Here is a 21960-nt window from a genome sequence, read left to right as displayed (position 1 = left end):
GCCGATCCCTCCCGCTTGCGGTAGGATGGCCGGATCCACAGGGAGGCGGCCATGGAAACCGAGCAGGCGGTCGCGCGGCATTACGGCCGCAGCGGCATCGAGCAGGCGGTGATCGAGGCGCTGCGGGCCAGCGGCAAGGATGTCGACCGGCTCGTGCCCGGCGACCTCTCCGGCGCCGACGAGTTCCATCTCGGCTGGTACGCCGCCACGGCGGAGCTGGCGCAGGACCTCGGCCTCGGGCCGGATCTGCATGTGCTCGAGGTCGGCTGCGGCATCGGCGGGCCGGCCCGGCATTTCGCCGCGGCGCATGGCTGCCGGGTCACCGGCATCGACCTGACGGCGGAGTTCGTCGAGGCGGCCGAGGCCCTGACCCGCCGTTGCGGCCTGGCCGGACTGGTGTCGTTCCGCCAGGGCAGCGCGCTGGCCATGCCCTTCCCGGATGCGGCGTTCGACGCCGCCACGCTGATCCATGTCGGCATGAACATCGCCGACAAGGCGGCGCTGTTCGCCGAGGTGCGGCGGGTGCTGAAGCCCGGCGGGCGCTTCGGCGTCTACGACATCATGCGCGCGGGGCAGGGCGACCTGCCCTATCCGATGCCCTGGGCGGCGACGCCGGAGACCAGCTTCGTCGAGCCGCCCGAGACCTATCGGCGGCTGCTCGGGGAGGCCGGCTTCACCATCGAGGCGGAGCACGACCGCAGCGCGCTGGCGCTCACGCTCGGCCGCGAGATGCGCGAGCGGGCGGCCATCGAGGGCGCCCCGCCGCTCGGCCTCCACATCCTGATGGGCCCGGCGACGCGGGAGCGTATCGGCAATGTGATGGCGGCGCTGGAACGCGGCCTGATCGCGCCGGTGGAGATGGTGGCAAGGGCGGGGTGAGGCCGGTCGAGGTTGCATCCGGCAACCCCGACCGTCATTTGCGAGGAGGCGAAGCCGACGAAGCAATCCAGGGGCCACGCCAAACTGCCCTGGATTGCTTCGCTGCGCTCGCAATGACGGCATTGGGGGCTGGCGCAATCACCTACAAAATGATTTCATAATGAAATCATTTGTATCGGAGCGCGCCATGGCCTCGTCCTCTGCCGCCCCCACCCTGGAGCTCGGGCGCTGGCTGCCCTACCGGATGTTCGTCGTCGCCAGCCGGGTGGCGGAGCTGCTGGAGAGCTTCTACGGGCCGCGCTGGGGCCTGGGGCTGCCGGCCTGGCGCATCCTGGCGGTGGTGGCCGACCGGCCGGGCGTCAGCGCGCGGGAGATCGCGCGGGCCTGCGGCCTCGACGCGGTCGCGGTCAGCCGCGGCATCGCCCAGCTGGTCGCCCTCGGCTTCGCCCGGCGCGAGGCCGGAGCGCAGGACCGGCGCTACGCATCGGTGACCCTGACGCCGGAGGGGGAGGCCGCCTTCACCGAGATTGCGACGCTGGCGCGGGCGATCGAGGCCCGGCTGCTGGCGGCGCTGCCGGAGGCGGAGCAGGCGGCGCTCGACCGCGCCCTCGACCGGCTCGACACCGCCAGCGGGAAGCTCGTCGGCGCCGGCTGGCGGGCGCTGCTGGCCGAGGCCGCCGAAGCCGGAGAGGCGGGGCGGTGACCGCGGTCCTGTTCCTCGCCACCGCGCTGCTCTGGGGCGGCGGGGCGCTGGCCACCGCGCTGCAGGCCGGGCCGGTGGCGGCGACCGTCTCGGTCGGCTACCGCATGGCCGCGGCCGGCCTACTGATGCTGGGCCTCGGCGCCGCCACCGGCGCCCGGCTGCGCCTGTCCCGCGCCGACCTGCCCTGGGTGCTGCTGCAAGGCGTGCTGTTCTTCGGCCTCGCCTTCATCGCCTTCTACAACGCCACGCGGCTGATCCCGAGCGGCCTGGCGGCGCTGGTGCTGTCGCTCTCCGCCGTCTTCGCCGGGCTGCTCGGCCGGGTCTTCCTCGGCACCGCGCTGACGCCGCGGCTCTGGGCCGGGCTCGGCTGCGGCGTGCTCGGCCTGGCCATCGTCTTCGGCGGCGATCTTGGCAGGGTGGCGGCCGACGGGCGCAGCCTGACGGGACTCGCCTGGGCCGCGCTCGCGGCGCTGGCCACCGCCGGCGGCACCATTCTCGGCGCCCGCAACCAGAAGCGCGGCATCCCGATCCAGGCGGTGATGGGCTGGGGCGCCCTGACCGGAGCCGCCGTCGCCTTCGCCTGGTCGGCCGCAGCCGGGCGGCCTTCGCGATCGATACCTCGCCGCGCTATCTCGGCAGCCTGGCCTATCTCGCCGTCGCCGCCTCCTGCGTCACCTTCCTGATGTATTTCGACCTGGTCCGCCGTATCGGCCCGGCCCGCACCGCCTACACCCTGGCGCTGGTGCCGGTGGTCGCCCTGGCGCTGTCCGCCGGCTTCGAAGGCCTCGCCCTCGGCCCCGGCCTGCTGCTCGGCGCCGCCGCGATCCTCTGCGGCAACGTGCTGGTGCTGCGAAGCTAGGCCCTGAGGGCCGGGTCGGCGCGCAGCCCCTCCGCCAGGAAGTCGACCAGCGCCCGCACCCGGGCGGAGGCGCGGCGGCCCTCCTGGTGCACGACATGGATCGGGATCGGCGGCGGCTCGAACTCCTCCATCAGGACCACCAGCTGCCCGGCCCGGATCGCCGCCGCCGCCTGATAGGACATCACCCGGGTCAGGCCGCGCCCCGCCACCGCCGCCGCCACCGCGACATCGGCCTGGTTCACGATCAGCCGCGCCCTCGGCGTGATCGTCTCGGTCCGGTCGCCGTGATGGAAGGTCCAGTCGCGCGGCGTGTAGCCCTGGAAGAAGGGGATCGCCTCATGCTCCGCCAGCTCGGCCGGGCTGCGCGGCGCGCCATGCGCCGCCAGATAGGCGGGGGAGGCGCAGACCACCCGCCGCACCGAGCCGACGCGGATGGCGCTGAGGCCGGAATCCGGCAGATCGGCGATGCGGACGGCGACGTCGTAGCCCTCCTCGGCCAGATGGACGATGCGGTCGATGAAGAAGCTGCGCACCACCAGCCCCGGATAGCGGCCGGCGACATCGAACAGCACCGGCGCCACATGCAGCCGGCCGAACAGCACCGGCGCGGTGACCGCGACCGGCCCGCGCGGTTCGGCATGCAGACCGGCCGCCGCGGCCTCGGCCTCCTCGACCTCGGCCAGGATGCGGCGGCAATCCTCCAGGAAGCGTGACCCGGCCTCGGTCAGCCGCACGATCCGGGTGGTCCGGTGCAGCAGGCGGGCGCCGATCCGCTCCTCCACCGCCGCCACGGCGCGGGTCACGGCGGGCGGCGACAAAGCGAGCCGCCGGGCCGCCGGGGCGAAGCCGCCGGCCTCGGCGACGGCTACGAAGATGCGCATGCCATCCAGCCGGTCCATCATTCCCCCATTTGAAACGGTGATCTGCTGGCGGCGATTATTATCTACAGCGGGTGTAATGGACAAATCTTGCGGCGAACTCTCTGCCGAAAGGACGCCGCCATGCCGGTCCCCGCCCAGCCCATCCGCTTCTACCGCTTCGCCCTGTCCGGCCATTCCCACCGGGTCGAGCTGTTCCTGTCGCTGCTCGGCCTGCCCTTCGAGACCGTCGAGGTCGATCTTCGCCAGGGCGAGCATAAGACGCCCGAGTTCCTGGCGAAGAGCCCCTTCGGCCAGGTGCCGGCGATCGAGGACGGCGACGTCGCCCTGGCCGACAGCAACGCCATCCTGGTCTATCTCGCCGGCCGTTACGACGAGACCGGCCGCTGGCTGCCGCGCGACCCGCTGGCCGCGGCGGAGGTGCAGCGGTGGCTCTCGGTGGCCGCCGGCTTCCTGGCCTACGGCCCGGCGGCGGCGCGGCTGGTCACCGTCTTCGGCGCCCAGCTCGACCATGAGCGCGCCAAGGCCATCGCCGCCCGGCTGTTCGGGGTGATGGAGGCGCATCTGGCCCGGGGCGGCTTCCTCGCCGGCCCGGAGCCGACCGTCGCCGACGTGGCGATCTACAGCTACACCGCGGTGGCGCCGGAGGGCGGGGTCTCGCTGCAGCCCTATCCCAACATCCGCGCCTGGCTCGCCCGGATCGAGGCCCTGCCGGGCTTCGTGCCGATGCCGCGCAGCGCCGTGGCCGCGTGAGCCGACCTTTTTTCTCCCGCCAACCCAGCACGTCATTGCGAGCGCAGCGAAGCAATCCAGGGCCGCAAGAGCGGAAGCATGGATTGCTTCGTCGGCTTCGCCTCCTCGCAATGACGGTTGGGGCAGGCCTTTCGGAGACACATCATGCCCGACACCGTCACTCCCCCGCCGCTGCCCGGCTGGCCACATGAGGAGCCGCCCTTCCATCCGGGCGAACTGGCCGCCCAGGCCCGCGCCGGGGTGCGCGAGCGGCTGGCGGCCGCCGGCCGGCGGGTGATCCGCGGCATCATGCCGGACCAGCACCGCGACTTCTTCGCCATGCTGCCCTTCGTCGTGGTCGGCAGCCTCGACCGGCAGGGCCGGCCCTGGGCCTCGATCCTGTCAGGCCGGCCGGGCTTTCTGCAGTCGCCCGACCCGCGCACCCTGACCGTGGCGGCGCGGCCGGCCTTCGGCGACCCGCTGGGCGACAACCTCGCTGAGGGATCGCCGGTCGCGCTGCTCGGCATCCAGCTGGAGACGCGGCGGCGCAACCGGATGAACGGCACGATCACCGAAAGGGCCGAAGGCCGCTTCGCCGTCACGGTCGGGCAGAGCTTCGGCAACTGCCCGCAATACATCCAGGCGCGCACCCCGAGCTTCGTCGCGGAGCCGGAGAGCCTGGGCGCGCCGCGGCCGGTGCATGCCGAGGGACCGGTGCTGTCGCCACGGGCGGCGGCGCTGGTCGCCACGGCCGACACCTTCTTCATCGCCACCCGCTCCGCCGAGGCCGGAGAAGGCGGGGGGCCGAGCGAGGGCGTCGACGTCTCGCATCGCGGCGGCCGGCCCGGCTTCGTCCGGGTGACGGAGGAGGGCGGGCGCACGGTGCTGACCGCGCCGGACTTCGTCGGCAACTTCTACTTCAACACCTTCGGCAACATCGAGGCTGACCCGCGCGCCGGACTCGTCTTCGTCGATTTCGACACCGGCGGCGTGCTGCTGCTGACCGGCACCGCCGAGGTGGTGTGGGACGGGCCCGAGGTCGCGGCCTTCGCCGGAGCAGAGCGGCTGCTGCGCTTCCGGCTGGAGGAGGGGCTGTGGATCGAGGAGGCAGTGCCGCTGCGCTGGTCGGCGCCGGAACAGGCGCCGCAGCTCGCCGCCACCGGCATCTGGGACGAGGCCGAACGGGCGGCGAAGGCGCAAGCCGCGCGCAACACGCTGCGGCCCTTCACCGTGACCCGGATCGTGGAGGAGAGCGCGACCATCCGCTCCTTCATCCTGGAGCCTGCCGACGGCGGCAGCGTCGTGCCGTACCGGCCCGGCCAGTTCCTGCCGATCGCCCTCGACATCCCCGGCCGCGACCAGCCGGTGCGCCGCACCTACACCCTGTCCGACGCGCCGGACGGCCGTTCCTACCGGATCAGCGTCAAGCGCGAGACCGGGGGCTTGGCCAGCCGGTGGCTGCACGACCATGTCCGGGCCGGCGATACCATCCGGGCGCTGGCGCCGCGCGGCGATTTCACGCTCGACGCCGACAGCCGTAGGCCGGTGCTGCTGCTCTCGGCCGGGGTCGGGGTGACGCCGATGATCGCGATGCTGAACCATCTGATCGGCCGCAACCCCGACCGGCTGCGCCATCCCGGCCGCGGAATCTGGTTCGTCCACGCCGCGCGCGACGGGGCCGAGCACGCCTTCGGCACCCATGTCCGGGCCCTGGCGGCGCGGGCGCCGAGCCTGACCGTGCATGTCCGCTACAGCCGGCCGCGGCCGCAGGACGTCGAGGGCCGGGACTATGACGATGCCGGCCACATCGACACCGTTCTGCTGCGCCGGCTGCTGCCGCTCGACGATTACGACGTCTATCTCTGCGGCCCGGCCGGTTTCATGCAGGCGATGCGCGAGGTCCTGTCCGGCCTGGGCGTGCGGTCGGAGCGGATCCGCAGCGAGGCCTTCGCCGCCGGCTCGGCCGAGCCGATGGACCCGGCCGCCCTGCCGCCGGCGGTCGCCGCGGCCGAAGTCGAGTTCCGCGCCTCCGGCCGCAGCGCCGCCTGGGACTCGTCGAAGGGCTCGCTGCTCGACCTCGCCGAGGCAGCCGGGATCGCGGCGCCATGGAGCTGCCGCTCCGGCCTGTGCGGCACCTGCGCCGCGCGGGTGGCGGAGGGCGCCGTGACCTATGCCGAGCCGCCGGCCGGCGCACCGCAGCCGGGCGAGGCGCTGGTCTGCTGCGCCGTGCCCGCCAGCGGAAGGGTGGTGCTGGATCTGTGAGGCGCCGGGCAGGGATGCCGCCGTCCCGCCGTGACAACAGGAACCAATTCGCGTATCGCGTGTTCGATCGGTCCTGTGTGGGGGGAGCGCCTTCAGCATGTCGCTGCGGCAACGGCTCGGCCTGGGCGGGTTGAGACAAAGGACCATGGTCCGGCTGACCACGGGCATCGGCGGCTTCCTGGCCGCCGGGGTGGCCCTGGTCATGACCATCGCCTCCTACGGCAAGGACGAGGCGTTGCCGAGCTTCCGGGCCGGTGCGCCGATCGAGGCTGGGCAGTGGCGTGTGGTGCCGCTGAGCGCTCGGATCGATGGCGCCACACCGGACGGACGGCCGGTCCGGGGCGGCGGGAAGGCCGTGGTGGTCGAGGTCGAGCTGACCAACCGCACCGCCGAATCCAGCAACAGCTTCTATCGCCTGCTGACCTTGGACCCGCCGATCGGCGAGGACAGGCCGGACGTCTTCCTGCTGCGCGACCGTGACCGTGCCGCGGAGCTGCATCCGGACCTGACGGAGCGGCTGGCGATGGTCTGGATCCTGCCGCGGGAGGCCGCGGTGCCGGCAGTGCTGAAGCTCGCCGTCCACGGCTCGACCTATAAGCGGCGCGACAATCTCCGGGGACAGTCCGGGTGGTACAACCCGCAGGTGATCGGCACCGTCGACCTGCCCGTCCAGGGGGCCGACCCGGCATGATGCGGTGGCTCGGCCGATTGATGGCGCTGGCGGTCGCCGCCGTCCTGCTGCTGGCCATGCAGTGGACCACGCCCTATTACGACCGGAAGACCGATCCGATCCCGGTCCACGGCCGGATCGGCGAAACCGTCGCCGCCCGGAAGTTCACGGCCCGGATCGAGACGATCCAGTTCGCCCGGCAGCTCCGCTTCGAGGCCTATGGCAAACCGGTGGTGCGCGACACCTCCGGCCTCTGGGCGGTCGTCACCGCGACCCTGGCGGCGCGGTCGGAAAGCACCCTGGTGCACGAGGCGGTCTGGGAAGGGCCGACGGGGCTGCGCTATTCCCACAGCGACCGGCTTTCCGGCGTCCGGTCGCTTCTGGCCGGCGCCTTGCTTCAGCCCGGCCTGCCGCGGCGCGGCTGGTTCATCTTCGAGATCCGCGAGGACCAGGCCCGCGGCGCCACCTTCATGGCCCCGGGCGTCGGCACCACGCGGCTCGACTCCGTCGTCCGCATCACCCTCGGCGACGGCGGCGGGGCGTTGCCGATCGCCGACAGCCTGGACCTCTCCCGCACGCCGGGGGTGATCGAATGACCGCAGCCGAACAGCAGGACGACACCGCCGCCACCGCCCTGGTCCCGACCGACACCGGCGAACGCCGATGGCGCCGCCGCTGTCTCTGGGCGCTGCTGGTCGTGCTGCCCGTCACCTTCCTGATGAACGCAAAGGGCAACCTCGAGGAATGGTGGCAGGGTCAGGATCTGTTCGAGCAGGCGGTGCCCGCCGGCTCCGAGATCCGTTTCGCCGGGGCCGACTGGCGGCTGGAGACGGTCGAGGTGCTGCCGCTCAAGCAATCCGGATGGCCGCGCCGGCAGGGGCAGGGCACGCCGGTCCGGGTCCGCCTCGTCGCGACCGTGCGCGAGCCCGGCATCGAGACGCTGTGGACGCGCTGCCGGGTGCTGCTGCGGGACGATCAGGGGCGCCGCTGGTCGGCCGGCAGCTTCGGCGGCCCGCGCTCGACCGAGGGCACGATGACCTGCGGCGCCGCGACCCTGGAGCCGCGGCCGCCCGGCACCGTGCTGCGGATCGAGCACGACTTCACCGTCCCGCACGATTCGGTCGGGACCGTCGAGCCGACCGTGAGCATGGACGGCGAACGGCCCCGGTACCTGCGCTTCCAGCGCGGCAGCTGAACTTCAGGCGGCAGCCGCCGCCTCGGCCTCGGGCGCGGCGGGGGCTTGCGACCGGGCGAAGGCGGTCTCCAGCACCGCGGCGATCAGGCAGACGCGCAGCGGTTCGACCAGGATGCCCGGCGTGGTCCCGGACAGGTCGCCGAACAGCAGCGACAGGCCGTTGTTCAGGATCTGCCAGAGATCGAGCGGATGCGGCCCGATCAGTTGCGCCGCGCCGATCCACAGCCAGTCGGCCGCCCATCCGATCGCGCGCCAGCCGACGATGAGGACCAGGAGCAGGACGAGGTCGGCGTGCAGCACCAGCCGGACGCTGTTGGCGACCGGCAGGTAGCGGCTGCGATAGCCGCCGATGAAATGGCCGATGAAGTCGCGCGCGAATTTCGGCAGGGCGGCATAGCGGCTGCCGATGCGCTCCAGCCGCCGATGCCGCATCCAGCCCGGATCGCTGCCGAGGTCGTGGCCGTAGATCAAAGCCGCCAGCACCAGCCAGACCAGGGGCAGGAGGGCATAGAAGAACAGGCCGGTGGCGACCGTCCACGCATCGGGCAGGGCCTGCTCGACCGGTTCGGCGGCGGCGAAGGCGGTGGAGATCGGGTTCAGCACCGCCTGCCAGATCCCGTTCAGCCAGTCCCAGGCGGCGCCGCTGGCCACCCAGGCGAGGACCTCGTCCTTCCACTGCGACAGCACGAACAGACCGATGAAGATCCAGTTCGTCTCGCACAGCACGATCAGCAGCTTCCAGATCGGGGCGCCGGTCCGGTCGCGCAACGACTTGAACAGTCGGCGCAGGATCCAGGTGCCGACGACGGAGACGACGAGCCAGCGCGCCCCGATGGCGTCGAGCAGGTTGCCGCTCTCGCCGAAGGGGGCGAGCTCCAGCCCCAGGATCGAGTATTCCCGGATGGTGTCGCCGAGGAAACCCCAGGCGGCGTAATAGGCGAAGAACGGCACCAGGGCGATGGTCAGGGTGGTGGCGAAGCCGGCCAGCCGTTCCCGGCGCGTCGGCCCGGCCGGCCTGGATGCGCTGCCCGCATCGCCGGGGGCATTGGGGTCGGGGCCGGTGACCGGCACCGCCGTCCCGGCCGACAGGGCCTGGGCGGCGGCCACGGCCGGCAGCGCCGGCCGCATGATCAGGAAGCTCGTGACCGTGACGACCAGCTTGGTCAGCACCACGAGCGTCAACGCCGCGAAGCCGAGGGAGCGGTCGACGAAGCCGATCCGGGCCGACAGCAGCAGCAGCTGATCGTTGAGCAGAATGCCGATCAGCGCCAGAAGCGTGAGCTGCGGCCAGAAGCGCCACCACAGCTTTCCGGTCAGCACCAGCGGCGCCAGCAGCTCCCGATACATATTCCATCCCCCCACACCCGACGGGCCCAGTAACCCGCGACCTGCGTCTTTGTGCCCCATCCGGGCGGCGGAAGCGATGGTCCCGCGGTCCGACGGAACCGGGACCGTCCCGCCGTGTAGGGGCCGGTAGGGGGTCCGCTGACCGTAGACACGGATGGTGACGGACCAATGGATGCGCGCGTCGAGGACCGCCAGCGGCCGGTCGAGGAGAAGGAAAGGCCGGTCCCGGCGCGAAGCCGCGGGCGCCGGGCGCTGTGGATCGCCGGCGGCGTCGCGGTCGCGGCGCTGATCGCGGTCGCCACCTGGCGCGTGGTCACCGCTCCTGCCCCGCCGCCGGCCGGCGGCGGCCGCTTCGCCGGGATGCCGGCCCAGCCGGTCGGGGTCGCCATGGTCGGCCGCGGCGACATCCGGATCATGCTCGACGCGCTCGGCACCGTCACGCCGCTCGCCACCGTCACGGTCAGGACGCAGATCGCCGGCCAGCTGGTCGAGGTCGGGTTCCAGGAAGGCCAGATGGTCAAGAAGGGCAACTTCCTGGCCCAGATCGACCCGCGCCCCTACCAGGTGGCGCTGGAGCAGGACGAGGGCCAGCTCGCCCGCGACCAGGCGGCGCTGGCCCAGGCCCAGGCCGATCTGGCGCGCGATCAGCAGATGCTGAAGCAGAACGCGGTCTCGCGGCAGCAGGTCGACGATCAGGCCTTCCTGGTGCAGCAGGACCAGGGCACGGTCCAGTCCGACCAGGCCCAGGTCGACGCCCAGAAGCTCAACCTGCAATACGCCCGCATCACGGCGCCGATCGACGGCCGGGTCGGGCTGCGCCAGGTCGATCCCGGCAACTATGTGCAGACCTCGGACACCAACGGCATCGTCGTCATCACCCAGCTGCAGCCGATCTCGGTCGTGTTCTCGCTGCCGGAGGACGACCTGCCGCAGATCCAGGCCCGGCTGCGCGCCGGCGCCAGCCTGCCGGTGATCGCCTTCGACCGCTCCGGCACGACCGAGATCGCCACCGGCACGCTGTCGACCCTCGACAACCAGATCGACACCACCACCGGCACGGTCAAGCTGCGCGCCGCCTTCGACAATGCCGACGGGGCGCTGTTCCCGAACCAGTTCGTCAATGCCCGCCTCCTGGTCGACACACTGCACGACGCCGTCACCGTGCCGGTCGCCGCGGTCCAGAACGGCGCGCCGGGCGCCTTCGTCTATCTGGTCGATGCCGGCGGCACCGTCTCGGTCCGGCCGATCAGGACCGGCCCCGCGGAGGGCGGGATGGTCTCCGTTCAGGACGGCCTGCAGCCCGGCGACCGGGTGGTGGTCGACGGCACCGACCGGCTGCGCGACGGGGCGCATGTGACCGTGGCCGCCGGCGATGGGGCAGGGCAGGGCGCTGCCCCGGCAGACGGGCAGGCGGACCAGCAGCACCACCGTCAGGGCACCGGCGAGGGCCAGCACCGCCGCCGCGACAACCAGACTCAGCAGCCCCAGACAAACGGATGAGCGCCCTCCGGCAAGGAGGCTGCCCGTCGATCGACACGATCGATGAAGCCATAGCGCGCGTCCTCTCCCGCGGGGCGGCGCCTTTCCTGAAGAACTTGAACCCGCGTCTTTTTAGTCCCCCCTCCCCTTGCGGGAGGGGGCAGGGGGAGGGGTCTGCGCGCGTCCGCGCGCGAATGCCAGGGATGGTCTTCGTTATCGCCGCGGCCTGCCGATCGGCGCCGGTGCGAGCCGAAGGAACCCCCTCCCCCTATCCCCCTCCCGCGAAGGGAGGGGGGACTCATTTGGTTTCCGCCACCGGAGACGATCGCCTCCCCACCAGGTCGGAGGCCGGCCATGAACCCGTCGCGTCCCTTCATCCTGCGGCCGGTCGGCACCTCGCTGCTGATGGCGGCGATCCTGCTGGTCGGTGCCGTGGCCTACCGCTTCCTGCCGCTCTCGGCCCTGCCGGAGGTCGACTACCCGACCATCCAGGTTCAGACCTTCTATCCGGGGGCGAGCCCGGAGGTGATGACCTCCTCCGTCACCGCGCCGCTGGAGAAGCAGTTCGGCCAAATGCCGGGGCTGGACCAGATGACCTCGGCCAGCTCGGCCGGCGCCTCGGTCATCACCCTGCAGTTCGACCTCGACCTCAGCCTCGACGTGGCGGAGCAGGAGGTGCAGGCCGCGATCAATGCCGCCGGCAACCTCCTGCCCGGCGACCTGCCGGCGCCGCCGATCTATGCCAAGGTCAACCCGGCCGACGCGCCGATCCTGTCGCTGGCCGTCACCTCGAAGACGATCCCGCTGACCGACCTGCAGAACCTGGTCGACACCCGCTTGGCACAGAAGATCTCGCAGCAGCCTGGCGTCGGCCTGGTCAGCCTCAGCGGCGGCGCCCGGCCGGCGGTGCGCATCCAGGTGAACCCGCAGGCGCTGGCCGCCTACGGCCTCGCCATCGACGACATCCGCACCACCCTCGGCAACGCCAACGTCAACACGCCGAAGGGCAATTTCGACGGGCCGATGCGGTCGTCGACGATCAACGCCAATGACCAGATCACCCGGGCGCAGGACTACGAGGACGTGGTCGTCGCCTACCGCAACGGCGCGCCGATCCACCTGTCCGACGTCGCCACCGTGGTCAGCGGGCCGGAGAACGGCAGGCTCGCCGCCTGGGCGAACACCACGCCGGCGATCATCGTCGACGTCCGGCGCCAGCCCGGCGCCAACGTGATCGAGGTGGTGGACGGCATCAAGGCGATCCTGCCGCAGCTCGAGGCCGGCCTGCCCGCCGCGGCGGAGGTCGCGGTGCTCGACGACCGCACCGTCACGATCCGCGCCTCGGTCGCCGATGTCGGCTTCGAGCTGATGCTGGCCGTGGCGCTGGTGGTGATGGTGATCTTCCTGTTCCTGCGCACGGCGGCGGGCACCATCATCCCCAGCCTGTCGGTGCCGCTGTCGCTGGTCGGCACCCTGGCGGCGATGTACCTCTTGGGCTTCAGCCTCGACAACCTGTCGCTGATGGCCCTGACCATCGCCACCGGCTTCGTCGTCGACGACGCGATCGTGATGATCGAGAACATCGCCCGCTTCGTCGAGGCGGGGGAGCCGCCGCTGCAGGCGGCGCTGAAGGGGGCCGAGCAGATCGGCTTCACCATCATCTCGCTGACCGTGTCGCTGATCGCCGTCCTGATTCCGCTCCTGTTCATGGGCGAGGTTGTGGGCCGGCTGTTTCACGAATTCGCGATCACGCTGGCCGTCACCATCGTGATCTCGGCGGTGGTGTCGCTGACCCTGGTGCCGATGATGTGCGCCCGGCTGCTGCGGCACCGGCCGGCGGCCGAGCGCGGCCGCTTCGACCGCGCGGCCGAGCGCGCCTTCGACTGGGTCATCGGCCGGTACGGCCGCGCCCTCGGCTGGGTGCTGGACCACCAGGTGCTGACGCTGCTGGTCGCGGTGGCGACGCTGGTTCTGACCCTGGCGCTCTACGTCGTCATCCCGAAGGGCTTCTTCCCGGAGCAGGACACCGGGATGATCCAGGGCATCTCCGAGGCGGCGCAGACCGTCTCCTATGCCGAGATGGCGAAGCACCAGTCGGCCCTGGCCGAGGCGATCCTGAAGGATCCGGACGTCGCCGGCCTCAGCTCCTTCATCGGCGTCGACGACACCAACACCACGCTGAACAGCGGCCGCTTCCTGATCAACCTCAAGCCGCTCGGCCAGCGTACCGCGACAGCCGGAGAAATCATCGACCGGCTACGGCGCGAAACGGCGGGCGTGCCCGGCATCACCCTCTACATGCAGCCGGTGCAGGACCTGACGATCGATTCCACCGTCAGCCGCACCCAATACCAGTTTGTGCTGCAGAACGCCGATCTCGACCAGTTCCAGGACTGGGTGCCGAGGCTGATGCAGCGGCTGCAGCAGGTGCCGGAGATCACCGACGTCGCCAGCGACGACGAGCAGCAAGGCCTGGCCGTCGACCTGGTGATCGACCGCGCCACCGCCGCCCGCTTCGGCATCACCCCGGCGACGGTCGACAACGCGCTTTACGACGCCTTCGGCCAGCGCATCGTCTCGACCATCTACACCCAGGCCAACCAGTACCGCGTGATCCTGGAGGCCGCCCCGTCGCTGCAGCAGTCGCTGGACGGGCTGAAGGCCCTCTACCTGCCGTCCTCGCTGTCCTCGACCGGGCAGGTGCCGCTCTCCGCCATCGTCAGGGTCGAGCAGCGGGCCGGGCCGCTGCAGATCACCCATCTCGGCCAGTTCCCGGCGACGACGGTCTCCTTCAACCTGGCCCCGGGCGCCTCGCTGGGCGCGGCCGTCGAGGCGATCGGGAAGGCGGAGAAGGAGGTCGGCCTGCCCGACAGCTTCGTCACCGCCTTCCAGGGCTCGGCCGCCGCCTTCCGGTCCTCGCTGGCGAACGAGGCACTGCTGATCCTGGCCGCGATCGCGACCATGTACATCGTGCTGGGCGTGCTCTACGAGAGCTTCATCCACCCGGTCACGATCCTCTCCACACTCCCGTCGGCCGGCCTCGGCGCCCTCCTGGCGCTGATGGCGGCAGGGGATGGGCTCGATGTGATTGGGATCATCGGCATCATCCTCCTGATCGGGATCGTCAAGAAGAACGCGATCATGATGATCGACTTCGCGCTGCAGGCGGAGCGCGAGGAGGACAGGCCGCCGCGCGAGGCCATCTTCCAGGCCTGCCTGCTGCGCTTCCGGCCGATCCTGATGACCACCCTGGCGGCGCTGCTGGGCGCCCTGCCGCTGATGCTCGGCACCGGCATGGGGTCGGAGCTGCGGCGGCCGCTCGGCGTCGCCATCGTCGGCGGCCTCGTCGTCAGCCAGCTGCTGACCCTGTTTACCACGCCGGTGATCTACCTGGCTTTCGACCGGTTGGCCCAGCGGGTCACCGGGCGGCGGCCGCGCTCCCGCTTCAGCGCCGGGGAGGAGGGGGCGTGAACCTCTCCGCCCCCTTCATCGCCCGGCCGGTGGCGACCACGCTGCTGACCCTCGGCATCGTCCTGGCCGGCCTCTTCGCCTATCTGCAGCTGCCGGTGTCGCCCCTGCCCCAGGTCGACTTCCCGACCATCTCGGTCACCGCCTCGCTGCCCGGCGCCAGCCCGGAGACGGTGGCGGCCACGGTGGCGAGCCCGCTGGAGCGGCATCTCGGCGCCATCGCCGACGTCACCGAGATGACGTCGCAGAGCTCGGTCGGCCAGGCCCGGATCACGCTGCAATTCGGCCTCGACCGTGACATCGACGGCGCCGCGCGCGACGTGCAGGCGGCGATCAACGCGGCCCGGGCCGACCTGCCGGCGGCGCTGCGCAGCAACCCGACCTACCGCAAGGTCAACCCGTCCGACGCGCCGGTGCTGATCCTGGCCCTGACCTCGAAGACCCTGACCCGCGGCCAGATCTACGACGCCGCCAGCAACGTGCTGCAGCAGCGCCTGTCGCAGATCGAGGGCATCGGCAACGTGACGCTGGGCGGCGCCGCGCTGCCGGCGGTGCGGGTCGAGTTGAACCCCCAGGCGCTGGCCCGCTACGGCATCGGGCTCGAGGACGTCCGCGCGGCGCTGGCGGCGGCCAACGCCAACAGCCCGAAGGGCGCGATCGAGGAGGCCGGACGGCATTTCCAGATCACCAGCAACGACCAGGCCAGCCGGGCCGAGGACTACAGGCCGCTGGTGATCGCATACCGCAACGGCGCAGCGGTGCGGCTGTCGGACGTGGCCGAGGTGGTGGATTCGGTCGAGGACCTGCGCAACGCTGGCCTGGCCGACGGCCAGCCCGCGGTGCTGGTGCTGCTGTTCCGCGAGCCCGGGGCCAACATCATCGACACGGTCGACCGAGTGAAGACCGAGCTGCCGCATCTGCGCGCGGCGATGCCCAGGGACATCGAGATCACCCCGGCCGCCGACCGCACCGGGACCATCCGCGCCTCGCTGAACGACACCCAGCTCACGCTTCTGATCTCGGTCGCGCTGGTGATGCTGGTGGTCTTCGCCTTCCTGCGCGACCCGCGCGCCGCCATCGTCCCCGCAGTGGCGGTGCCGGTCTCGATCATCGGCACCTTCGGGGCGATGTACCTTCTGGGCTACAGCCTCGACAACCTGTCGCTGATGGCGCTGACCATCGCCACCGGCTTCGTCGTCGACGACGCCATCGTGGTGCTGGAGAACATCGCCCGCCATGTCGAGGCCGGCATGCCGCGGCGCCAGGCGGCGCTGCGCGGCGCGCGCGAGGTCGGCTTCACCGTGCTGTCGATCAGCATCTCGCTGGTCGCGGTGTTCCTGCCGATCCTGCTGATGGGCGGGCTGGTCGGCCGCATCTTCCGGGAGTTCGCGCTGACGCTCTCGGTCGCCATCGCCGTGTCGATGGCGATCTCGCTGACCGCCACGCCGATGCTGTGCGCCCTGCTGCTGCGCCGCCGGCCGCGCCCGGCGGGCCGCGGCCCCGGCCTGCTGACCCGGACGCTGCGGGTCTATGAGCGGACGCTCGCCTGGGCGCTGCGGCACAGCGGCTTCGTCATCCTGGTGCTGTTCGGCGTGGTCTGCCTCAACATCGCCCTCTTCGCGGTCATCCCCGAGGGCTTCTTCCCGCAGCAGAGCACCGGCCGGCTGGTCGGCGGCATCGTCGCGGACCAGAGCATCTCGTTCCAGCTGATGCAGCAGAAGCTGGCGCAGCTGATGGATATCGTCCGCGCCGACCCGGCGGTGGAGAGCGTCGTCGGCTTCACCGGCGGCGGGGGCGGCGGCCGGTCGCAGACCAACACCGGCCAGGTCTTCGTCACGCTGAAGCCGCTGCCTCAGCGCGGCGTCAGCGACAACGAGGTGATCGCCCGGATGCGCGGCAGGCTGGCCGTGGTGCCGGGCGTCCGCCTGTTCCTGGTCTCGGCCCAGGACATCCGCGCCGGCGGCCGGCAAAGCAACGCCGCCTACCAATACACGCTGCAGTCGGACTCCTCACAGGAGTTGCAGGAATGGGGGCCGAAGCTGGTACAGGCGCTGCAGCAGAGCCCGGTTCTGGCCGACGTCAACTCCGACCAGCAGCAGAAGGGGCTGGAGACCGACATCGTCATTGACCGCGACACCGCCTCGCGGCTCGGCATCACGCCGCAGCAGATCGACAACACCCTCTACGACGCCTTCGGCCAGCGCCAGGTCTCGACCATCTACAGCGCCATCAACCAGTACCACGTGGTGATGGAGGTGGCGCCGCAATACTGGCAGAGCCCGGAGATGCTGAAGGACCTGTACGTCAGCACCTCGGGCGGCAGCGCCAGCGGCACCGCCGGCACCAATGCGGCGGGCCGCACGATCGGCTCCGGCACCGTCAGCGAGGTGGCGCAGTCGGCCGCCAACGCCGCCACCAACGCGCTGGCCAATGCCGGCCGCAAGGGCACCTCCAGCGGCGCTGCGGTCAGCACCGTGCAGGAGACGATGGTGCCGCTGTCGGCGATCAGCCATACCGGCCCCGGCAACACGCCGCTCTCGGTCAACCACCAGGGCCTGTTCGCGGCGACCACCATCTCGTTCAACCTGGCGCCGGGCAAATCCCTCGGCGATGCCGCGGCGGCGGTGCAGCAGGCGATGGTCGAGCTGCACGTGCCCGCCACCATCCATGGCAGCTTCCAGGGCACGGCCCAGGTGTTCCAGAGCTCGCTGCGCGACGAGCCGGTGCTGATCCTGGCGGCGCTGGCCGCGGTCTACATCGTACTCGGCATCCTGTACGAGAGCACGATCCACCCCATCACCATCCTCTCGACCCTGCCCTCGGCCGGGGTCGGGGCGGTGCTGGCGTTGATGCTGTTCGGCACCGAGTTCAGCCTGATCGCGATGATCGGCGTCATCCTCTTGATCGGCATCGTCAAGAAGAACGCGATCATGATGATCGACTTCGCGCTGGAGGCGGAGCGCAGCCGCGGCCTCCCTCCGCGCGAGGCGATCCTCGAGGCCAGCCTGCTGCGTTTCCGCCCGATCCTGATGACGACGATGGCGGCGATCTTCGGCGCCATCCCGCTGGCGGTCGGCTTCGGCGCGGGCAGCGAACTGCGCCAGCCGCTCGGCATCGCCATCGTCGGCGGCCTCGTCGTCAGCCAGCTGCTGACGCTCTACACCACCCCGGTGCTGTACCTGGTGCTCGACCGGTTCCGCTTATGGGCGCGTGGGCACTGGCACCGAGCCTTCCCGCGCCTCGCCGGCGGGCCGCAGGCGGCGGAGTAGGGGCACCGGCCGATCCGGCATCATCGCTACAGCCGCGCATTCCTCAGGTGATCGGCGAGAAGGTCGATGAACAGCCTGGTCTTCGCCGGCATCAGCTTGCTGCCCGGCCACACCACTTGGATCGGCACCGGCGGCGGCTCATGGTCGACGAGGATGAGCTCGACCTGCCCGTCGTCGACGAGCCGGCGGATCTGCCATAGCGGCGTGAAGCCGATCCCCATTCCGGCGGTGACGGCGGCATACATCGAAGCGCCGTGGTCGGCCCGGAACCGGCCCGTCACCTGCACGGTCCTGACCGTGTCTCGGTCCTTGTACGGCCAGCGGCTGTCGTTCGGCCCCACCGACCGCACGACGCATTGATGCCGCAGCAGGGCGGTCGGGTGGTCGGGCCGGCCGTTCTTCGCGAAATAGGAGGGCGCGCCGAAGAAGACGCGGCGGAGTTCGCCGAGGCGCCTCGCCTTCAGGTCCGCGTCCTGCAGCTCTCCGATCCTGACGGCCAGGTCGAGCTGCTCCTCGACGAGGTCGGCGAACCTGTCGGACAGCTTCAGGTCCAGTTCGACGTGCGGGTGCCGTGCGATGAAGTCCGCCACCGCGGGCACGATGTAGGCGGGGGCGAAGAACACCGGCGCGCCGATGCGCAGCAGGCCCGCAGGCTCGATCCGGCGATTGCCGGCTTGCAGCGTCGCCTCGTTGATTTCCGCCACCGCCGGTTTCGCGCGGCTGTAGAACTCGATCCCGGCTTCCGTCGGATTCAGCTGCCGCGTGGTGCGGCGGACGAGCTCGACGCCGATGCTGCGCTCCAGCACGGAGAGCGATCGGCTGACCGACTGGAGCGGACGCCTCAGCCGGCGAGCGGCCGCCGTCAGGCTGCCGCTCTCGACAATGGCGATGAACGTCTCCAGGTCTCGAAGGCGGCCCATCCGTTCTCCCGGTTTGCTGGAGAGTGTATGGTCCGCATATCGTATTATCAACGAACCCGGGATGGCCTAGCCTGGAGGCTCCCTGTATCAGCCGTGATCCGAGCGGACCTCTGTCTTCCTCTTCTTCAGCTGAATCGCGAGGGGTGATCGATGTCGTTCCAGGCTTATCTCGACAATATCAAAGCAAAGACGGGCAAGAGCGCCGACGATTTCAAGACGCTGGCAGATCAGAAGGGTTTCACCCGACACGGCCGGCTGAAGAACGGCGTCAGGGCGGGCGAGATCGCGCAGTGGCTCAAGGATGAGTTCGAGCTCGGCCACGGTCACGCCATGGCGATCTACGCCGTCCTCAAAGGCTCGGATGCCGCGAGGACATAGGGAGAAGACGCATGACCGCCACGGCCGCGGAGACCGCCTCGAAACGGATGCGTTGGGCCGGCCATGGCCTGAGCACGCTCGTGATCCTCTTCCTGCTGATGGATGCGGCGATGAAGCTGCTGCGGCTGCCCGTCGTGCTGGACACCACCGCGCAGATCGGCTGGCCGGCCGCGAGCGTCGTCCCGCTCGGGATCATCCTGCTGATCTGCACCGCGCTCTATGCGCTGCCGCGGACAGCCGTGCTCGGCGCCGTGCTCCTCACGGCCTATCTCGGCGGTACGGTCGCCACCCATGCGCGCATCGGCAGCCCTCTCTTCAGCCACACGCTCTTTGGCGTCTATCTGGGCATCATGCTCTGGGGCGGCCTCTATCTCAGGGACGATCGCCTGCGCGGGCTCATCCCGTACCGTCGCTGAGCTCGGCAGGATGCATATCGTCCCGATGGCGGTGGTGGATGCGAAGAGCCGCGCGCTCGGCCGTCCCGGCCAGCGGCGCTCCTACTGCGATGGGCGACCCGAAGCCGGCAGGAAGAAGACCGCCGCACCGACGGCGTAAAGCGTCAGCGCCAGGCCGACGACGATGGTGAAGCCGAGATGCATGGCCAGGATGCTGGCGAGGACGGCGCCGACCACCGAGGCGCAGCCGTTGATGCCCCAGGCCCAGGGCATCAGCCCTGGCGTCTCCGCCGCCACCCGCCCGAGGCCGAGCGGGAAAGGCAGGCCCATGGCGAAGCCCAGGGGCGCGATCAGCAGGACCGCGACCGCCGCCTTGGCGAAGACCGGGAGGGCGGCGAGCCCCGTGAACACGAAAGGCAGCGCGATGAGGTAGAGACCGGCAAGGGAAGCGATGCCGGCCACGGCGATCGCGACCGCGAGAGGCCGATGCCGCGACAGTCGCCGGGAGAGGCCGCTGCCCAGCCCGGCGAAGACGAGGAAGGCCGCGAGCACCACGGCGACGGCCGCGAGCGGGTGGCCGATGAACAGGGTGAATCGCTGAATGAAGCTGATCTCGATGAAGATGAACGCGAAGCCGAGCATCAGGAAATAGATCGCCACCCGCCACCGCGCCAACGCTCCGCCCCCGGCGGACCTGGGACGCAGGATCGAGAGCGGCAGCAGGATCAGGGCGAGTCCGGCCGCCGCCGACAGCGGCAGCGCGGCCAGGACCACGAGGTAGCCGGCGTCCGCCTGGGTCAGCCCGCCCCGGCCGCGCAGCGCCCAGAGCTCCGGCAGCAGCCGCCATTTGACGAAGCGGAAGAAGTACGGCCGGTCGTCGGTGGCAGGGGCGATGTCGAAGCTGTAGTCGTCGAGGAAACGCTGGCGGGCCGGTCCGAGCAGCGCCGCGGCGACCTCGTGGAGGGATGGTTCGGCGAGACGGGTGAAGCGGTTCGCTTCCGCGGCCGACATCCCGGGATACCAGGCGACGTCGAAGGCGCGGGCCTCCGCGAACGCCCGGATCGCCGCGACGTCGGCGGCTGTGAGGGACCCGTTCTTGATCAGAAGCGTCGCCGTGTCCCAGCCGTGGATCATGGCGAGCCTGTCGCCAGGCGTCCGCACGCCCATGGCTTCCAGCGCCAGCACGGCGGTGGCGAAGAGCTTGACCGCGTCGCGCGGCGGCGACCGCACCCAGCGGGTGGCGGCCAGCACGCCGCCCGGGGCGAGGTGCCGCAGATAGGCCTGCAGGGCCTCGACCGTGTAGAGCCCGGTCTCGCCCAGCGCCTGGACGCCGGCAGCGGCGGCGATGAAGGAGTCGAGAAGCGCCACCTGGATCAGGTCCCATCGCCGGTCCCGGCTCGCCTCGACGAAGCTGCGCGCTTCGGCGGCGTGAAGCGTCACATCGGCACGGCCATAGACCCCTCCGGCGAAGTCGGAGAGGTCGTCCCGCACCAGATCGAGCAGCGCCGGGTTGAGCTCGACGGCATCGACATGCCGCGCCTCGTGAAGCAGCGCCCGCAGCACGTCGGCACCGCCGCCGGCGCCCAGGATGAGCGCGTGCGGGCGCTCCAGCAGATGAAAGGGCAGCGCCATCGTCTGCTGGTCGAGATAGGCCAGCGCGCCCGGATCACCGCTGAAGCGGACGATCGGGGTCAGGGATTCGGCGTCGGTGAAGATGCCGAGCTGCGGCGGCGGCTCGGTCGTCGCGCCGAGGCTCAGGCCCGGGGCGTGCCGCAGCGGGATGACCGGACTCTCCACGACCGTCAGGAGCCCGAGCGGGCTCGATCGTTGCGTCACGACCCGTGCGCCGGGCGCCGTCAGCGCCAGGCTCAGGCCCTTGTATGGCGAGGGCGACAGTTCCAGCCACGACGCCGGCCAGGCGGCGATGGAGATCGCCCCGAGGGCGGCGAGCGCGATGGCCCACCGGCGCGCGGCGCCGGCCCAGGCGGCAAATGCGGCGGCAGCGAAGCCGAGCCCGCCGACGAGACGCAGGCAGTCCTGCGGCCAGGCGACGACCAGCAGCGCCACGATCAGCATGGCGCCGAGGCCCGCGCCCAACAGATCGGCCCGGTAGAGGCTCGCGATGCGGTCCGCACTGTGGATGAAGGCCAGTCCGATCGCGGCGCCGACCGCGAAGAAGGGCAGGGCCAGCAACAGCTGGATCTGCGCGAGACGGACCTGCTGCCCGGCGTCCCAGATCACCTCGAGCGGGTTGAACGGCACGCGTTGCGCCAGGGCGAAGCCGCCGACGGCAGACACCGCGAACAGGACCCCAAACCCGGCGAAGGCCAAGGTGAACCGCCGTGCCAGGAGGCTCTTGGCAAAGACCAGGAACGTGCCGCTGGCGCCGATCCCGAGCAGCGCCACGCTGATGATCATGTAGGCGAAATGGTGCCACAGAAGGATCGAGAAGAGCCGCATCAGCAGGATCTCGAGGGCGATGGCGGCGCCCGCGAGGATGGCGATGGCGGTGAGGAGCGCCACGGG

General features: G+C 71.1%; 18 protein-coding genes. 14 read left to right on the top strand and 4 right to left on the bottom strand.

The annotated features are described in order from the left end of the window. The first annotated feature begins 51 nt into the window (after positions 1 to 51). From G537_RS0122595 to G537_RS45720, 4 genes are all read left to right on the top strand, one after another. Positions 52 to 879, top strand: coding sequence for a class I SAM-dependent methyltransferase (locus G537_RS0122595; RefSeq protein ID WP_026872052.1), 828 nt, complete (start codon positions 52 to 54; stop codon positions 877 to 879). Between the two features lie 187 nt (positions 880 to 1066). Continuing rightward, entirely contained in the window at positions 1067 to 1582 is a 516-nt protein-coding gene (locus tag G537_RS0122590) for a MarR family winged helix-turn-helix transcriptional regulator (RefSeq protein ID WP_155888723.1), read from the top strand. Next, entirely contained in the window at positions 1579 to 2265 is a 687-nt protein-coding gene (locus G537_RS39340) for a DMT family transporter (protein ID WP_211230469.1), read from the top strand. The genes G537_RS0122590 and G537_RS39340 overlap by 4 nt, the downstream gene beginning before the upstream one ends. Continuing rightward, a complete protein-coding gene (locus G537_RS45720) occupies positions 2265 to 2441 on the top strand; it encodes a hypothetical protein (RefSeq protein ID WP_211230473.1) in 177 nt (58 codons plus the stop codon). The genes G537_RS39340 and G537_RS45720 overlap by 1 nt, the downstream gene beginning before the upstream one ends. Here the strand turns inward: G537_RS45720 and G537_RS0122580 are convergent. Next, positions 2438 to 3322: a LysR family transcriptional regulator gene (locus tag G537_RS0122580; RefSeq protein WP_245579079.1), complete on the bottom strand. Its 885-nt coding sequence runs from the start codon at positions 3320 to 3322 to the stop codon at positions 2438 to 2440. The two genes, G537_RS45720 and G537_RS0122580, sit on opposite strands and share 4 nt — an antisense overlap. 120 nt (positions 3323 to 3442) lie before the next feature. On the opposite strand from G537_RS0122580, the gene G537_RS0122575 reads away from it, so the two are divergent. From G537_RS0122575 to G537_RS0122555, 5 genes are all read left to right on the top strand, one after another. Beyond that, the gene (locus G537_RS0122575) at positions 3443 to 4072 is read left to right on the top strand and encodes a glutathione S-transferase family protein (RefSeq protein ID WP_026872049.1); all 630 of its coding nucleotides are present in this window, start codon (positions 3443 to 3445) and stop codon (positions 4070 to 4072) included. 144 nt (positions 4073 to 4216) lie between these two features. Continuing rightward, positions 4217 to 6313: a pyridoxamine 5'-phosphate oxidase family protein gene (locus G537_RS0122570; RefSeq protein WP_026872048.1), complete on the top strand. Its 2097-nt coding sequence runs from the start codon at positions 4217 to 4219 to the stop codon at positions 6311 to 6313. A gap of 97 nt (positions 6314 to 6410) precedes the next feature. Then, a complete protein-coding gene (locus G537_RS0122565) occupies positions 6411 to 7004 on the top strand; it encodes a hypothetical protein (RefSeq protein WP_155888722.1) in 594 nt (197 codons plus the stop codon). Continuing rightward, positions 7001 to 7579 (top strand): hypothetical protein, encoded by a 579-nt coding sequence (locus G537_RS39335; protein WP_155888721.1) that lies wholly within the window; start codon positions 7001 to 7003, stop codon positions 7577 to 7579. The genes G537_RS0122565 and G537_RS39335 overlap by 4 nt, the downstream gene beginning before the upstream one ends. Beyond that, on the top strand, positions 7576 to 8178 hold the full coding sequence (locus G537_RS0122555) for a hypothetical protein (protein WP_026872046.1): 603 nt from the start codon (positions 7576 to 7578) through the stop codon (positions 8176 to 8178). Before G537_RS39335 ends, G537_RS0122555 begins: the two co-directional genes overlap by 4 nt. Before the next feature lie 3 nt (positions 8179 to 8181). Here G537_RS0122555 and G537_RS0122550 read toward each other — a convergent pair whose 3' ends face one another. Then, a complete protein-coding gene (locus tag G537_RS0122550) occupies positions 8182 to 9525 on the bottom strand; it encodes a hypothetical protein (protein WP_026872045.1) in 1344 nt (447 codons plus the stop codon). Between the two features lie 168 nt (positions 9526 to 9693). Here G537_RS0122550 and G537_RS39330 point away from each other — a divergent pair, with 168 nt between their 5' ends. From G537_RS39330 to G537_RS0122535, 3 genes are all read left to right on the top strand, one after another. Then, positions 9694 to 11025: an MdtA/MuxA family multidrug efflux RND transporter periplasmic adaptor subunit gene (locus tag G537_RS39330; RefSeq protein ID WP_051248894.1), complete on the top strand. Its 1332-nt coding sequence runs from the start codon at positions 9694 to 9696 to the stop codon at positions 11023 to 11025. Positions 11026 to 11358: 333 nt separating this feature from the next. After that, a complete protein-coding gene (locus G537_RS0122540) occupies positions 11359 to 14475 on the top strand; it encodes an MdtB/MuxB family multidrug efflux RND transporter permease subunit (protein WP_026872044.1) in 3117 nt (1038 codons plus the stop codon). Further along, positions 14472 to 17741, top strand: a complete 3270-nt coding sequence (locus tag G537_RS0122535; RefSeq protein ID WP_026872043.1) for an efflux RND transporter permease subunit — start codon at positions 14472 to 14474, stop codon at positions 17739 to 17741. Before G537_RS0122540 ends, G537_RS0122535 begins: the two co-directional genes overlap by 4 nt. Positions 17742 to 17767: 26 nt before the next feature. Here G537_RS0122535 and G537_RS0122530 read toward each other — a convergent pair whose 3' ends face one another. After that, the gene (locus G537_RS0122530; RefSeq protein ID WP_026872042.1) at positions 17768 to 18661 is read right to left on the bottom strand and encodes a LysR family transcriptional regulator; all 894 of its coding nucleotides are present in this window, start codon (positions 18659 to 18661) and stop codon (positions 17768 to 17770) included. Positions 18662 to 18811: 150 nt separating this feature from the next. On the opposite strand from G537_RS0122530, the gene G537_RS0122525 reads away from it, so the two are divergent. Both G537_RS0122525 and G537_RS0122520 read left to right on the top strand, forming a co-directional pair. Further along, a complete protein-coding gene (locus G537_RS0122525; protein ID WP_026872041.1) occupies positions 18812 to 19039 on the top strand; it encodes a DUF4287 domain-containing protein in 228 nt (75 codons plus the stop codon). Between the two features lie 11 nt (positions 19040 to 19050). Beyond that, positions 19051 to 19455: a DoxX family protein gene (locus tag G537_RS0122520; RefSeq protein ID WP_051248892.1), complete on the top strand. Its 405-nt coding sequence runs from the start codon at positions 19051 to 19053 to the stop codon at positions 19453 to 19455. A gap of 81 nt (positions 19456 to 19536) precedes the next feature. Here the strand turns inward: G537_RS0122520 and G537_RS0122515 are convergent, their stop codons facing one another. Beyond that, positions 19537 to 21957, bottom strand: coding sequence for a polyamine aminopropyltransferase (locus G537_RS0122515; protein WP_026872039.1), 2421 nt, complete (start codon positions 21955 to 21957; stop codon positions 19537 to 19539). Positions 21958 to 21960 lie beyond the last annotated feature (3 nt).

It is taken from the genome of Inquilinus limosus DSM 16000 (genome assembly GCF_000423185.1).
Taxonomy (GTDB): Bacteria; Pseudomonadota; Alphaproteobacteria; order DSM-16000; family Inquilinaceae; genus Inquilinus; species Inquilinus limosus.
This window is presented reverse-complemented; position numbering and strand designations above follow the sequence as displayed.

What these genes read in the sequence shown, in the direction of transcription:
- G537_RS0122595 (WP_026872052.1), top strand. Translation starts at nt 52, where the DNA reads ATGGAAACCGAGCAGGCGGTCGCGCGGCATTACGGCCGCAGCGGCATC.
- G537_RS0122590 (WP_155888723.1), top strand. Translation starts at nt 1,067, where the DNA reads ATGGCCTCGTCCTCTGCCGCCCCCACCCTGGAGCTCGGGCGCTGGCTG.
- G537_RS45720 (WP_211230473.1), top strand. Translation starts at nt 2,265, where the DNA reads ATGTATTTCGACCTGGTCCGCCGTATCGGCCCGGCCCGCACCGCCTAC.
- G537_RS0122580 (WP_245579079.1), bottom strand. Translation starts at nt 3,322, where the DNA reads ATGCGCATCTTCGTAGCCGTCGCCGAGGCCGGCGGCTTCGCCCCGGCG.
- G537_RS0122575 (WP_026872049.1), top strand. Translation starts at nt 3,443, where the DNA reads ATGCCGGTCCCCGCCCAGCCCATCCGCTTCTACCGCTTCGCCCTGTCC.
- G537_RS0122570 (WP_026872048.1), top strand. Translation starts at nt 4,217, where the DNA reads ATGCCCGACACCGTCACTCCCCCGCCGCTGCCCGGCTGGCCACATGAG.
- G537_RS0122565 (WP_155888722.1), top strand. Translation starts at nt 6,411, where the DNA reads ATGTCGCTGCGGCAACGGCTCGGCCTGGGCGGGTTGAGACAAAGGACC.
- G537_RS39335 (WP_155888721.1), top strand. Translation starts at nt 7,001, where the DNA reads ATGATGCGGTGGCTCGGCCGATTGATGGCGCTGGCGGTCGCCGCCGTC.
- G537_RS0122555 (WP_026872046.1), top strand. Translation starts at nt 7,576, where the DNA reads ATGACCGCAGCCGAACAGCAGGACGACACCGCCGCCACCGCCCTGGTC.
- G537_RS0122550 (WP_026872045.1), bottom strand. Translation starts at nt 9,525, where the DNA reads ATGTATCGGGAGCTGCTGGCGCCGCTGGTGCTGACCGGAAAGCTGTGG.
- G537_RS39330 (WP_051248894.1), top strand. Translation starts at nt 9,694, where the DNA reads ATGGATGCGCGCGTCGAGGACCGCCAGCGGCCGGTCGAGGAGAAGGAA.
- G537_RS0122540 (WP_026872044.1), top strand. Translation starts at nt 11,359, where the DNA reads ATGAACCCGTCGCGTCCCTTCATCCTGCGGCCGGTCGGCACCTCGCTG.
- G537_RS0122530 (WP_026872042.1), bottom strand. Translation starts at nt 18,661, where the DNA reads ATGGGCCGCCTTCGAGACCTGGAGACGTTCATCGCCATTGTCGAGAGC.
- G537_RS0122525 (WP_026872041.1), top strand. Translation starts at nt 18,812, where the DNA reads ATGTCGTTCCAGGCTTATCTCGACAATATCAAAGCAAAGACGGGCAAG.
- G537_RS0122520 (WP_051248892.1), top strand. Translation starts at nt 19,051, where the DNA reads ATGACCGCCACGGCCGCGGAGACCGCCTCGAAACGGATGCGTTGGGCC.